The organism is Cetobacterium sp. ZWU0022, from assembly GCF_000800875.1.
GTDB lineage: Bacteria > Fusobacteriota > Fusobacteriia > Fusobacteriales > Fusobacteriaceae > Cetobacterium_A.
The window spans coordinates 1-13,802 of the sequence record NZ_JRJZ01000119.1 but is presented as its reverse complement, the minus strand read 5'-3'; the positions used below and the strand labels follow the sequence as shown (position 1 = coordinate 13,802).

11 protein-coding genes are annotated in these 13,802 nt (G+C 30.5%); 10 read left to right on the top strand and 1 reads right to left on the bottom strand.

Annotated features, from left to right (window positions below; translation table 11 throughout):
* Nucleotides 1-164: 164 nt before the first annotated feature.
* Complete coding sequence (locus L988_RS09690; RefSeq protein ID WP_047383800.1) at nucleotides 165-1,376, bottom strand: NupC/NupG family nucleoside CNT transporter; 1,212 nt, start codon at nucleotides 1,374-1,376, stop codon at nucleotides 165-167.
* 496 nt (nucleotides 1,377-1,872) lie between these two features.
* Here L988_RS09690 and yaaA point away from each other — a divergent pair, with 496 nt between their 5' ends.
* From yaaA to L988_RS09640, 10 genes are all read left to right on the top strand, one after another.
* Nucleotides 1,873-2,079 carry a S4 domain-containing protein YaaA gene (yaaA, locus tag L988_RS09685; protein ID WP_023050778.1) on the top strand — a complete coding sequence of 69 codons (207 nt, stop codon included), beginning with the start codon at nucleotides 1,873-1,875 and terminating at the stop codon, nucleotides 2,077-2,079.
* A 30-nt stretch (nucleotides 2,080-2,109) separates the two neighbouring features.
* Nucleotides 2,110-3,210 carry a DNA replication/repair protein RecF gene (locus L988_RS09680; protein ID WP_047383798.1) on the top strand — a complete coding sequence of 367 codons (1,101 nt, stop codon included), beginning with the start codon at nucleotides 2,110-2,112 and terminating at the stop codon, nucleotides 3,208-3,210.
* Entirely contained in the window at nucleotides 3,188-3,739 is a 552-nt protein-coding gene (locus tag L988_RS09675; protein WP_052191793.1) for a DUF721 domain-containing protein, read from the top strand. The genes L988_RS09680 and L988_RS09675 overlap by 23 nt, the downstream gene beginning before the upstream one ends.
* Nucleotides 3,726-5,636 carry a DNA topoisomerase (ATP-hydrolyzing) subunit B gene (gene gyrB, locus L988_RS09670; protein ID WP_047383797.1) on the top strand — a complete coding sequence of 637 codons (1,911 nt, stop codon included), beginning with the start codon at nucleotides 3,726-3,728 and terminating at the stop codon, nucleotides 5,634-5,636. Before L988_RS09675 ends, gyrB begins: the two co-directional genes overlap by 14 nt.
* A 46-nt stretch (nucleotides 5,637-5,682) precedes the next feature.
* Nucleotides 5,683-8,142 carry a DNA gyrase subunit A gene (gyrA, locus tag L988_RS09665; protein ID WP_047383796.1) on the top strand — a complete coding sequence of 820 codons (2,460 nt, stop codon included), beginning with the start codon at nucleotides 5,683-5,685 and terminating at the stop codon, nucleotides 8,140-8,142.
* 23 nt (nucleotides 8,143-8,165) lie between these two features.
* Nucleotides 8,166-8,939, top strand: a complete 774-nt coding sequence (locus L988_RS09660) for a hypothetical protein (RefSeq protein ID WP_047383794.1) — start codon at nucleotides 8,166-8,168, stop codon at nucleotides 8,937-8,939.
* A gap of 5 nt (nucleotides 8,940-8,944) precedes the next feature.
* Entirely contained in the window at nucleotides 8,945-9,406 is a 462-nt protein-coding gene (locus tag L988_RS09655) for a YfcE family phosphodiesterase (protein WP_047383792.1), read from the top strand.
* Between the two features lie 26 nt (nucleotides 9,407-9,432).
* Complete coding sequence (gene pheS, locus L988_RS09650; RefSeq protein ID WP_047383790.1) at nucleotides 9,433-10,449, top strand: phenylalanine--tRNA ligase subunit alpha; 1,017 nt, start codon at nucleotides 9,433-9,435, stop codon at nucleotides 10,447-10,449.
* A gap of 16 nt (nucleotides 10,450-10,465) precedes the next feature.
* The gene (gene pheT / locus L988_RS09645) at nucleotides 10,466-12,859 is read left to right on the top strand and encodes a phenylalanine--tRNA ligase subunit beta (protein ID WP_047383788.1); all 2,394 of its coding nucleotides are present in this window, start codon (nucleotides 10,466-10,468) and stop codon (nucleotides 12,857-12,859) included.
* A gap of 29 nt (nucleotides 12,860-12,888) precedes the next feature.
* A partial coding sequence (locus tag L988_RS09640) for an L-serine ammonia-lyase, iron-sulfur-dependent, subunit alpha (RefSeq protein WP_047383786.1) occupies nucleotides 12,889-13,802 on the top strand: 914 nt, incomplete at its 3' end.

Below are 13,802 nucleotides of genomic sequence, written 5' to 3'. Positions count from 1 at the left end.
AAAAATGGTGGTGCTCTTTAAAGGTGCTACAGTGCTGCTAAACAAAGTTGCAAAACACAAGTATATTATATAAAGAGGTAAAAAACAATAGTAAAATTTATAGAATATAAAAAATATATAATAAAAAAAAGACAGAAAAACTGTCTTTTTTAGAAAAATAAATTTTAGAAAAATACTCCAGCAATAACTCCGTTTAAAAGTGAAGCTAAGAAACCACCTAAAACAGCTCTCATACCAACTTGAGCAATTTCACTTCTTCTATTAGGAGCAATAGCACCTAAAGCACCTATTTGTAGTCCTAAAGACGCTACGTTAGCGAATCCAAGAAGAGCAAAACTCATAATAGCAATTGTCTTTTCAGAAAGACCTGATAAATTTTGAGTGAAATCTACATAAGCAACGAATTCATTAAGTACCATTTTTTGTCCTAATAAACTTCCTGTGTAAACAGCTTCATTCCATGGAATTCCCATAGCGTAAGTTATAGGTGCGAATATGTAACCTAAAATAATCTGTAGAGTTATTTTGATTCCAAAAATATCACCAATGCCACCTAAAATCATATTAACTAGTGAAACTAAAGCGATGAAAGATATTAAAATAGCTCCGATTATAAGAGCGATATTCATACCATCAATTGTTCCTTTAGCAGCAGCTTCGATTACGTTGACAGAATCACTTTTTGTAAACTCAATTTTTTCTTCTTCCGAATCAGCTTGAGTTTCAGGCATAATTAATTTAGCAAAAACTAATCCACTTGGTGCAGCCATGAAAGATCCTGCAATAAGATACTTCATAGGAACTCCAAGGGCCGCATAAGCAGCAAGAGTTGAACCTGATACAGATGCAACACCACAAGTCAATACAGCGAAAAGTTGAGATCTACTTAAATTTGCGATGTAAGGTTTAATTACTAATGGAGCTTCTGTTTGACCTAAGAAAATATTAGCAGCAGCAGATACAGATTCAGCGTCTTTAGTTCCTAATAGCTTAGAAATTCCTCCACCAATATATTTAATAACTAATTGCATAATTCCAAGGTGATATAAAACAGAAATTAAAGCACCAAAGAAAATAATAAGTGGTAAAACATTAAAAGCGAAAACGAAAGCGATGTTACTTCCTGGACCATAAAGGCCACCAAAAACGAATTGTATTCCCTCGTTGGCTTGTGCAATTATTTTGTTGAATCCATTTGAAACAGACTCAAGAACGTAAGCTCCACCTGAAGTTTTCATAACAATAAAAGCAAAAACAAATTGAAGTGCAAATCCAGCTACGATAGTTCTCCATTTGATATTTTTTCTATCATAAGATAGAAGATAACCTAAAAATAAAATTGCAAAAATCCCGAATATACTTCTCAGTATAGACACATTACCAGCTCCTCTATAACTATATTATTATTTTGATATTACTATCAAAAATTACTTTATCCTTTTAATTATATTCTAAAATATATAATATACATAGGACAAGTTGCCTAGTAAAAAAAAATAATGTATACATACAAAAATAAAAACATAAAAACATATAATTATAAATTTATAAATATAACAAAAAAAACTTAAATAATACTAAAAGTTTAGAAAATAACACAAAAAATAAAAATGTACACTTTTTAAAAGTGTTCAAATAAAAAGATTTTATGAATGTAAAATAATAAAAAATCAATATTTTTTTTAAAAAATAAGAATTGAAAACATACTTAATGTATGTATATTGAAATAAATAAAAAAATAAAAGAAAAATAAAAGAAAAGTGTATTTTATAAGGGGGAATCTCCCTATGAAAGCCCATAAATATTATAGAAATAAAGTTAGTTTTATGGTAAAATATATAATAGACTAAAAATATTTTAGGAGGGTTAAAATGCAAGAAATAAAAATTTCTACTGAGTTTATAAAATTAGATCAGTTTCTTAAATTTACTGGTGAAATTGGAACTGGTGGACAAGCAAAAGAGCTTATTTTAGATGGTCAAGTAAAAGTAAATGGCGAAGTGGAAGAAAGACGTGGAAAAAAACTATATCCAGGAGATAAGGTTGAATTTTTAGGATTGGTATTTGTTGTAGCTTAATTTTATTATAATTTTGAGGTGACATTAATATTGGAAATTCTTGAGATGAATTATATAAATTTTAGAAATCTTGAAGATAGAAACATACAATTTTCTCCAAGATTTAATCTTTTCTTTGGAAAAAACGGTCAGGGAAAAACAAGTATTCTTGAAGCTATCTATTTTAGTGCTACAGGAAAAAGTTTTAGAACCTCAAAAAACATTGAATTAATCAAATATAATAGAGATAAGATGGGAAGTTATATTTCCTATAGAGATTTAATTTCTGAAAAAACATTAAGCGTGAAGCTTGATAGAAAAAATAAAGAATATAAATACAATGGAAAAAAAACATCTTTTGATGAATTTTATGGGAAAGTAAATGTAGTAACATTTATTCCAGAAGATATTGAATTAATTGTAGGAAGTCCAAGTTTTAGAAGATCATTTTTTGATGCTGAAATAGCTCAAAGTAATTATGAATATTTTCAAAATTTGAAAGATTTTAATAAAATCTTGAAAATACGAAATAAATATTTGAAAGAAAAAAAAGTTAAAGATGAAATTTTTTCAATATACGAGGATGAATTTATAAAATTAGCAGCTAAGATTGTTTTGAAAAGAATAGAATATGTAAAAAATATATCAATAATATTAAATTTAAATTATCGAAAACTTTTTGATAATAAAAAAGAGTTAAGTTTAAAATATGAAAGCTTTATTGGCGAATTTAAGGGATTAAATCTCTCGAAAATAGAGGAAAAAATAAGAGAGAAAATAGGAACGTTTAAATCACAAGAAATTAAATATGGATACTCTTTAGTTGGACCACAAAGAGATGATTTTAAGTTTATTTTAAATACAAAAGAAGCAAAATCATATTCTTCCCAAGGAGAAAAAAAATCAATAATTTTTGCTTTGAAGTTATCTGAAATAGATATGGTTATAAAAGAAAAAAGAGAAACACCTATTTTTCTAATTGATGATATATCATCTTATTTTGACTCTATAAGAAAAGATAGTATTATAAACTATCTAAAAAAAAGAGAATTACAAGTTTTCATTAGCTCAACAACAGATTTAAATATAGAATCTAAAAACTTTAGGATTGATAAAGGAGAGATTCAAGATGGACATTATGAATGTGAGTGAGGCTGTAGAAGAAGCTATTATTAAAAGTAGAAAGTTAAAAGAGGGAATAATAAGAGGTCATTGGCGAGAAATTGTTGATAAACTTTCTGATAAAAGTGAGCCGCTTTGGATAAAAGATGGAGTGTTGTATGTACTTGTTGAAGATAGTGTGTACCTTCACCATATGTCTATGAACAAAAATAAATATTTGAGAAAAGTTCAGGATATTTTAAAAAAAGATTATGTTAAAGATATAAGATTTAAGATTTCAAAAATTCAGAATTTAGATTATTCTGATTATATGAGCAACGAGATTGAAGCAAATAGAAATGTCGAGTTTATTTCTGAACTAAGAGATTTAACTTTAGAAGAAAAAATAGATGTTTTAAAAAGAAAATCAAAAGAAAGAGAGCTGGCATTAGTATCGAAGGGATATAAAAAATGTGATATTTGCGGAATGATGTTTTTAGGAGATGAGGAAATTTGTAAGCCTTGCTCCTTAAAGGATGTCGTAGATAAGCTATTGGAGGATAAAGATGACAACGAATAATTATCAAGCAGAAAATATTACAGTTTTGGAAGGATTGGAAGCTGTAAGAAAAAGACCTGGTATGTATATCGGAACTACTTCAGAAAGAGGACTACATCATCTAGTTTGGGAGATTGTGGATAACTCGGTGGATGAGGCGTTAGCTGGATTCGCAACAAAAATTGAAGTTTCAATATTACCAGATAATATAATAGAAGTAACGGATAATGGAAGAGGAATTCCAGTAGATATCCATCCAAAGTATGGAAAGTCAGCATTAGAGATAGTATTAACGGTTCTTCATGCTGGAGGAAAGTTTGAAAATAATAACTATAAGGTTTCTGGAGGGCTTCATGGAGTTGGAGTTTCGGTAGTTAACGCTCTTTCTGAATGGACTGAAGTAACTGTAAGAAAAGCTGGAAAAGTATATTATCAAAAATATAATAGAGGAGTACCAGAAAAAGATGTTGCAGAAATTGGTGTTGCAGAAGATAGTGGAACAACTGTAAGATTTAAAGCTGATTATGAAATTTTTGAAACTTTAGTTTATAGTTTCTCAACTTTAGAAACAAGATTAAGAGAGTTAGCTTATTTAAATAGAGGATTAAATATAGTTTTATCTGATTTAAGAAAAGAAACTCCAAAAACAGTAAATTTAGAGTTCGAAGGTGGAATTTTAGATTATATAAAAGAGATTGAGAAAGATAGTACAGCAATAATAAAAACACCATTCTATATGAGTGGAGAAGTTGATAATGTTTCTGTAGAGATTGCAATGACTTATAATACAAATCAAAGAGAAACAATATACTCATTTGTTAACAATATAAATACTCATGAGGGTGGAACTCATGTAAGTGGATTTAGAACAGCTTTAACAAGAGTGATAAATGATTTAGGAAAAAGTACAGGGCTAATCAAAGATAAGGATGGGAAACTTCAAGGATCGGATATTAGAGAAGGTTTAACAGCGATAGTATCTGTAAAAGTACCTCAACCTCAATTTGAAGGACAAACAAAAACAAAGCTAGGTAATAGTGAAGTAACTGGTATTGTTTCAACTGTTGCAGGTGCTCAAATAAAGATGTATTTAGAAGATGCACCAAATGATTTAAAAGTTATAATTGATAAAATTTTAAATTCAAAGAGAGCTAGAGAGGCAGCACAAAGAGCTAGAGAGTTAGTTCTTAGAAAATCAGCACTTGATATAGGATCTTTACCTGGAAAATTAGCAGATTGTTCGTCTAAAAACTCTGAAGAATGTGAAGTTTATATAGTTGAGGGAGATTCAGCAGGTGGATCAGCAAAGCAAGGAAGAGATAGAGGATTCCAAGCAATTTTACCTCTAAGAGGAAAAATTATAAACGTTGAGAAATCAGGATTACATAAGGCTTTAGAAAATGCTGAAATCAGAGCTATGGCAACAGCGTTTGGAACAGGAATTGGAGATAATTTTAATATCGAGAAATTAAGATATGGAAAAATAATAATAATGACCGATGCCGATGTCGATGGAGCTCATATAAGAACCTTAATTTTAACGTTCTTCTATAGATATATGGTAGAGTTAATCCATAATGGAAATATTTATATAGCTCAACCACCATTATATAAAGTAACTCAAGGTAGAACAGTATCATATGCATATAGTGATAGACAGCTTAAAGAGATGGTAGCTGGTCTTGAGGGTGACGATAAAAGATATAATCTTCAAAGATATAAAGGTCTAGGAGAGATGAATCCTGAGCAACTTTGGGAAACAACTATGGATCCAGATACAAGAACTCTATTAAAGGTTACGATAGATGATGCAAGAGAAGCAGATATACTATTTGACAAATTGATGGGAGATAGAGTTGAACCGAGAAAAGAGTTTATTGAAGAACACGCAGAGTTCGTAAAAAATCTGGATATATAAATGTATATAAACAGTAATAAAAAGAATGTTCTAGGAGGAAAAGATAATGTCTAATGTGAATAATAGATATATAGAGGAAGAGTTGAAACAATCCTATCTAGATTACTCTATGAGTGTAATAGTTAGTAGAGCCTTACCAGATGTAAGAGATGGATTAAAACCAGTACATAGAAGAATTTTATTTGCTATGAATGAAATGGGAATGACAAGCGATAAACCATACAAAAAATCAGCAAGAATCGTAGGGGAAGTTTTAGGTAAGTATCATCCACACGGAGATTCGGCAGTATATAATACTATGGTTAGAATGGCTCAAGATTTTGCATATAGATATGAACTTGTTGATGGACACGGAAACTTCGGTTCTATCGATGGAGATTCAGCAGCAGCGATGAGATATACGGAAGCTAGAATGTCTAAAATCAGTAATGAGATTTTAGAGGATATCGACAAAGATACAATTGACTTTAGAAAAAACTTCGATGACTCATTAGATGAGCCAATTGTACTACCTGCAAAATTACCAAATCTTCTGCTAAACGGAGCTACAGGAATTGCGGTAGGAATGGCTACAAATATACCACCTCATAACTTAGGAGAGGTTGTAGATGGAGTTTTAGCACTAATCGAAAATAGAGATATAACTCCAGTTGAATTAATGCAATATATAAAAGGACCAGATTTCCCTACGGGTGGAATTATAGATGGTGAAGCTGGAATATATGATGCATATACAACAGGAAGAGGAAGAGTTAGAGTTAGAGGAAAAGTTGAGATAGAGGAAACTAAAACTGGTAGACAGAGTATTATCATAAAAGAGATTCCTTATCAATTAAATAAATCTTCTTTAATTGAAAAAATAGCAAACTTAGTAAAAGAGAAAAAAGTTGTAGGAATATCAGATTTAAGAGATGAATCGGATAGAGATGGTATTAGAGTTGTAATTGAACTAAAAAAAGGAGAAGAACCTGAATTAGTTTTAAATTCATTATACAAATACACAGAACTTCAAACAACATTTGGAATAATTATGCTAGCTTTAGTTAATAACGTTCCAAGAGTTTTAAACTTAAAAGAAGTTTTAAATGAGTATTTAAAACATAGATTTGAAGTAGTAACAAGAAGAACTAAGTTTAATTTAACAAAAGCTGAAAAAAGAGCTCATTTATTAAAAGGATTTATTATAGCCCTTGAAAATATAGATAGAGTTATTGAGATTATTAGAGGATCATTAGATGCAAACGAAGCTAGAGTTTCTTTAATTGATAAATATGGTTTCAGTGAAGAGCAATCGAAAGCTATATTAGATATGAGATTACAAAGATTAACTGGTCTTGAAAGAGGAAAGATAGATAAAGAACATGAAGAGTTAAAATCTTTAATAATTGAATTAAGTGGTATTTTAGCAGATGAGGCAAAAGTTTATGAGATTATCAAAGAAGAGTTAATCGAAATAAAAGATAAATATGATGATGCTAGAAGAACAACTATCGAAAAAGAAAGAATGGAAATCAGACCTGAAGATTTAATAAAGGATGATAGCGTTTTAGTTACAGTAACAAATAGAGGTTATGTAAAGAGAATGGAATTAGATAAATACAAAGCCCAAAAAAGAGGTGGAAAAGGAGTTTCTACTCAAAATACCATCGAAGATGACTTTGTTGAAAGAATGGAAGTAATGTCTAACTTAGATACTATGATGATATTTACTGATAAAGGAAGAGTGTTCCACTTAAAAGTATATCAAATACCAGAATCTTCAAAGCAAGCTAGAGGAAGATTAATTGGAAACTTAATCAAACTAAAAGAAGATGAAAAAGTTAGAGAGATAATAAAAATAAGAGAATTTAGTCAAGATAAAGAGTTGGTATTCGTAACAAGAGATGGAATGGTTAAGAAAACTACCTTAAGTGAATATAAAAATATTAACACTGCTGGACTAAAAGCCATAAAATTAAGAGATGGAGATGACATAATCTTCGTTGGAATTATGCCAGTGGAATCAAAAGAGCAAGTATTCTTGGCTACAAAAGCAGGACACTCAATAAGATTCTCGAAAGATGATGTAAGAGTAACTGGTAGAGATACGAGTGGAGTAAAAGGAATATCTCTTAAAAAAGATGATAAAGTAATATCGGCGCTGTTAATAGATGATGCGGCGAATGAAACTATATTAACAATAACAGAAAATGGATATGGAAAGAGAACTAGAGTTGATGAATATCCTCTACAATCAAGAAGTGGAAAAGGTGTTATAAATATAAGATGTAGTGATAAAACTGGAGATGTTGTAGCAGTAAAACCTGTTAAAGAAGAAGAGGAGTTAATGGTTATAACATCATCAGGAGTAGTAATAAGAACTCCTGTTAACCAAGTATCAATAATCGGAAGAGCAACTCAAGGTGTAAAAATTATGAGAGTAAATGAAGCACAATCTGAGAAAGTTGTATCAATTGCAAGTTTCAAAGAGGAAGAATCAGAAACAGAAGAGGCAACTCAAGAGTAATTTAAACTAAAGGAGGAGTTATTATGAAAAAAGTTTTAGTTGTATTTAGTGAAGGATCAAAGAAAAATATTTTAATTGATAGTGCGATATTTTTTAAAGAGAGATTTGGATACAAAATAGTACCTTTATATATCAAAGATGTAAGAAGAGACGAAATACTTCCAGCAACTATGGATGGAATGATAGTAAACTTAAGTAATAACTCCTTCACTCAAGAAAGAGACGCATTAGAAGAACAAGAAGTAAAAAAACTTCAAGAGAGATTAAGTTTAAAAGGGATTAAAGAACCTTTAAATTTAGAATTTGGTTTTCCTTGGGATATAATAAAAGAGTATATGAAATCTGCTGATTTATTAATGTTTGAAAAAGGAGAAACTTTGTCAGAATCTGCCATAACAGTTTTAAAGAATCATTTTAAACCAATCATAATGGTTGGAGAAAAAGGAATCAAAGCACTAGAAAAAGTTGGAATTTCAACAGATGACGGTGTGAAAATAAATAAAAGTGTATTTTCATTTATAAATATTTTTCCTGAAATAAATAGTTTTTTGATGTTAACTCTTCTTTATAAAATTGAAGAGAATACTTTATTAAAATATTTAGAAGAAAAAGGAAAAAAGGTGGAATGGAAAAATTTTGATGGTGAAGTAGCCAAAGAGAAATATTTAGAGGAAATTAATGAATTAGATTTATTAGTTATGGGAAATCTTAGTGTCAGTTATTTTTTTGAGAAGATAACAGGCCGAAAAGGGTTAAGTATTATGGAAAAATCACAAGTGTCAATATTTATAGGATAAGATATATGAAAATATTAATAATAACAGATTCTCATGGCAACATGGGTAAAATTTATGATATAATAACACAGGAAAATCCTACTATAGTAATATGGAGCGGAGATCATAGTTGGGATGGAGAGGAGTGTTCTTTTGCATTTCCAGAGATAAAGTTTTATATAGTTAGAGGTAATTGTGATATTTTTGATAGAAAATTTAATGATAATGAAATTATAGATGTGGAAGGTGTAAAGATTTTTATAACACATGGTCATCTTTACAATGTGAAACAAAATTTGACTACATTAGAAGCGATAGCTGAAAAATATAAAGTAGATGCTGTTTGTTTTGGTCACACTCATATTCCTTATTTAAATATAAAAAATGGGATAGCATATTTTAATCCAGGAGCTTTAAAGGATAATAGATATGGAGTGTTATTGATTGAAAATAAAGAGTTGACTTTTAATTATAAAGATATAAAATAATAAAGCCTTGTTTTAGGAGGAAACAGATGAAGAATAAGCTGAATGCTTTAAAGGATGAAGCTAGTTTAAACATCCAAAAAGCAGCAACACTACAAGAAATTGATGAGATTAGGGTTAAGTATTTAGGAAAAAAAGGTGAGTTCACAGAAATTTCTAAATCAATGAGAGATTTATCGCCAGAAGAAAGACCAGCATTTGGTCAAATGGTTAACGAAGTAAAAACTTTCATAACTACTTTAATCGAAGAAAAAATGAATGAAATTAGTAAAGAAGTAAAAAGAGAGCAGTTAAAGTTAGAAACTTTAGATATTTCGCTTCCAGGAAGAGAGGTTTCTACAGGAGGATTACATCCAATAACTGAAACTATGAATTTCTTAAAAAATATATTTGTGGAGATGGGGTTTGATGTTGCAGAAGGACCAGAAGTAGAGTTTACATCTTATAACTTCGATGCGTTAAATATTCCTGAAACGCACCCATCAAGAGATTTACAAGATACATTCTATATGAGTGAAAATGTTGTTTTAAGAACGCATACATCACCAGTACAAGCAAGATATATGGAAAAAAATCAACCTCCATTTAGAATGGTTTGTCCAGGAAAAGTTTATAGAAATGATTATGATATATCTCATACTCCAATGTTCCACCAAATGGAAGGATTAATGGTTGGACCAGAGGTATCTTTTGCTAACTTAAAAGCTATGCTAGAGCAATTTGTTACAAGAGTATTTGGAGAAACAAAAGTTAGATTTAGACCACACTTCTTCCCATTTACAGAACCTAGTGCTGAAATGGATGTACAATGTGTAATCTGTAAAGGTGAAGGTTGTAGACTTTGTAAACACAGTGGATGGCTAGAAATTATGGGATGCGGTATGGTAGACCCAGCAGTTTTAGCAGCTGTAGGATATGACCCAGAAGAAGTATCAGGATTTGCATTTGGAATGGGAATAGAAAGAATTACAATGCTGAGATATGGTATTGATGATTTAAGAGCATTCTTTGAAAATGATGTAAGATTCCTAAAGCAATTTAAATAAAAGGTGGAGGCATATAATGTTAATTTCGTTGGATTGGTTGAAGCAATATGTCGATATAAAAGAGGACATAAAAGAGTTAGAAAACACTTTGACAATGATAGGTCAAGAGGTTGAAGCTATAGATGAGCAAGGTAAAGATTTAGCAAAGGTTGTTATAGGACAGGTAACAGAGTATGGAAGACATCCTGAAGCTGAAAAGTTAACTTTATTAAAAGTTAATGTTGGTGCTGAAGAGGAACTTCAAATAGTTTGTGGAGCACCTAACCATAAATTAGGAGATAAAGTTGTAGTAGCAACTATTGGAGCGGTTTTACCGGGAGATTTTAAAATCAAAAAAAGTAAAATAAGAGGTATAGAATCTCAAGGGATGTTATGTTCTGAGGTCGAGTTAGGTCTTGGAAATGATGGAGATGGAATAATTATACTTCCTGAAGATGCACCTTTAGGTGTAGAATATAGAGCTTACAAAAAATTGAATGATGTAATATTTGAATTAGAAATTACACCAAATAGACCAGATTGTTTATCATACATAGGGATAGCTAGAGAGATTGCAGCTTACTATGGAAGAAAAATAAAGTGGCCTGAGTTTGAATCAAAAAGTATAATTGAAAGTATTAACACAGGACATATAGATGTAAGAATCGAAGATAAAGAAAGATGTAAGAGATTCACAGGAAAAGTTATAAAAAACATAAAAGTTGGAGAATCACCAGAGTGGTTAAAAAATAGATTATTATCTATGGGATTAAAGCCAATCAACAATGTTGTAGATGCTACTAACTATATACTATTTGAGTGTAATCAACCTTTACATGCTTATGATTTAACAAAAATTGCAGACAGAAAAATTATTGTTAGAAAAGCTTCTGAAGGAGAAAAAATAGTAACTTTAGATGGTATTGAAAGAGAGCTTAATAAGGGCGAGCTTGTTATTGCAGATATTGAAAAACCTTTAGGAATAGCTGGAATAATGGGTGGAGAATCAAGTAAAGTTAGTGAAGAAACGACAGAAATATTCTTAGAATGTGCATACTTCACACCTGAAAATATAAGAAGAACATCAAAAGATTTAACACTATCAAGTGATTCATCTTATAGATTTGAAAGAGGATTAGATATTGAAAATAATCTTGAGGTTTTAGAGAGAGCAGCTGACTTGATTTCTCAGTTAACAGGTGGAGAGATTTTAGAAGGAAGCATTGATAAATATATTGAAAAATATGAAAAAATAGAAATTCCTTTAAATATGGATAAGTTAAGAAAATTCATGGGAAAAGATATAGAAATAGATATTGTTGGAAAAATTCTAACGAATTTAGGTATAAATATAAAAACTTTAAATTCAACAACAATTTTAGCTACTCCTCCGTCATATAGAGGGGACTTAACAAGAACAGCAGACTTATATGAAGAGATTATAAGAATGTATGGTTTTGATAACATAGAAAATAAAATGCCAGAAGAAAATATAAGACCTGGTATAAAAGATTCTATGACAGTTGTTGTAGACGAGACAAAAGAGATTTTAGCTAAGTTAGGATTACAAGAAGTGATAAATTATAGCTTTATTTCAAGAGATGCTATCAAAATGTTAGGGATAACAGAGCCAACTTTAGAGATAACAAATCCAATAAGTGATGATATGGCAGTTATGAGACCAACTTTAGTTTATAGCTTATTAGCAAACATAAGAGATAATTTAAATAGAAATCAAAATGGATTAAGATTCTTTGAAGTATCAAGAGTATTTACACCAAAAGAAGATGGATTAGCAAATGAAACATTAAGAGCATCTATTGCTTTAGCTGGAAAAACATCTAAATCTTTATGGGATCCAAAACCAGAAGCTATGGATTTCTATACTCTAAAAGGATTTGTTGAAAAATTCTTAGAGTATATGGGTGTAAATAGATATCAATTAGAAAGATCAGAAGATAAAAACTTCCATCCAGGAAGAAGTGCAGATATAAAGATAGGAAAAATAAAAATAGGAACTTTTGGAGAAATTCATCCAGAAATTGCAGAGAATATGGATATCAAGAGAGAGAAAGCATATGTTGCAGAGTTGGATTTAACGACATTATTAAACTATAGAGCTAAAAAAGTTAAATATGAGAGAATTGTTAAATATCCAGAAGTTACAAGAGATATTGCAGTTGTTTTAGATAGAGATGTACTTGTAGGGAAGATGTTAGAAGACATTAAAAAGTCATCAAATCTAATAGAAAGTGTTGCTATATTTGACGTTTACCAAGGAGATAAAATAGAAGCTGATAAAAAATCAGTAGCTATTAGCATCGTTCTTAGAAAGAAAGATGGAACCCTTGAGGAAAACGATATCAATATAACTGTTGATAAGATTTTAAAGTTAATAGCTAAAAACTATAATGGAGAGATTAGACAGTAAAATTTTTAATTAAAAGTTCAGGAGGAAAAATGGATTCACTAAGAGAATTATTTAAGGTTGGAAATGGACCATCAAGCTCTCACACAATGGGGCCAGAGAGAGCAGCAAAAAGATTTAAGGCAGAAAACCCGGATGCAGCAAGTTTTAAAGTAGAGTTATACGGATCACTTGCATTAACAGGAAAAGGGCATTTAACAGATTACATAGTTATTGAAACGTTAAAGCCTAAATCTACAGAAATTGTATGGATGCCAGAGTATGTTCATCCGTATCACACTAACGGAATGAAGTTTATAGCTTTAGATAAAGAAGGAAACGAATTAAAGTCTTGGTTAGTATTCTCAGTTGGTGGAGGAACTATCATGGAAGAAGGACAACAAAGACAGGGTGGATCAAAGGTTTATTCATTTGGAACAATGGCAGAAATTATGCTATGGTGTGAAAAAAATAAAAAAGAGTTATGGGAATTTGTTACAGAAAGTGAAGGGGAGTCAATTTGGTATTTCTTAGATCAAATTAGAACTGCTTTAGAAGCTTCTGTACAATCAGGTCTTTCAAAAAATGGTGTTTTACCAGGAACAATTAGATTACAAAGAAGAGCACAATCGTTCTACAGAAAAGCAAGAAACGACAAGTCTAGAAATGGATTTGTTGGAAGAATATTCGCTTATACACTAGCTGTATCTGAAGAAAACGGAGGAGGAGGTAGAGTTGTTACTGCCCCTACTTGTGGAGCTGCAGGTGTAATTCCAGGATTAATGTACGCATTAAAAGAGGAGTATAACTTATCAAATGAAGAGGTACTAAAAGGTCTTGCAATCGCAGGATTAATTGGTAACATAATAAAGGAAAATGCTACTATATCAGGAGCAGAGGGTGGATGTCAAGCAGAGGTTGGATCAGCTTGTGCAATGGCAGCAGCAATGGCTTGTTTCATATTAGG

Coding starts and splice junctions, on each gene's coding strand:
- pheS (WP_047383790.1), top strand. CDS start 9,433: ATGAAGAATAAGCTGAATGCTTTAAAGGATGAAGCTAGTTTAAACATC.
- gyrA (WP_047383796.1), top strand. CDS start 5,683: ATGTCTAATGTGAATAATAGATATATAGAGGAAGAGTTGAAACAATCC.
- L988_RS09675 (WP_052191793.1), top strand. CDS start 3,188: ATGGACATTATGAATGTGAGTGAGGCTGTAGAAGAAGCTATTATTAAA.
- yaaA (WP_023050778.1), top strand. CDS start 1,873: ATGCAAGAAATAAAAATTTCTACTGAGTTTATAAAATTAGATCAGTTT.
- gyrB (WP_047383797.1), top strand. CDS start 3,726: ATGACAACGAATAATTATCAAGCAGAAAATATTACAGTTTTGGAAGGA.
- L988_RS09655 (WP_047383792.1), top strand. CDS start 8,945: ATGAAAATATTAATAATAACAGATTCTCATGGCAACATGGGTAAAATT.
- L988_RS09660 (WP_047383794.1), top strand. CDS start 8,166: ATGAAAAAAGTTTTAGTTGTATTTAGTGAAGGATCAAAGAAAAATATT.
- pheT (WP_047383788.1), top strand. CDS start 10,466: ATGTTAATTTCGTTGGATTGGTTGAAGCAATATGTCGATATAAAAGAG.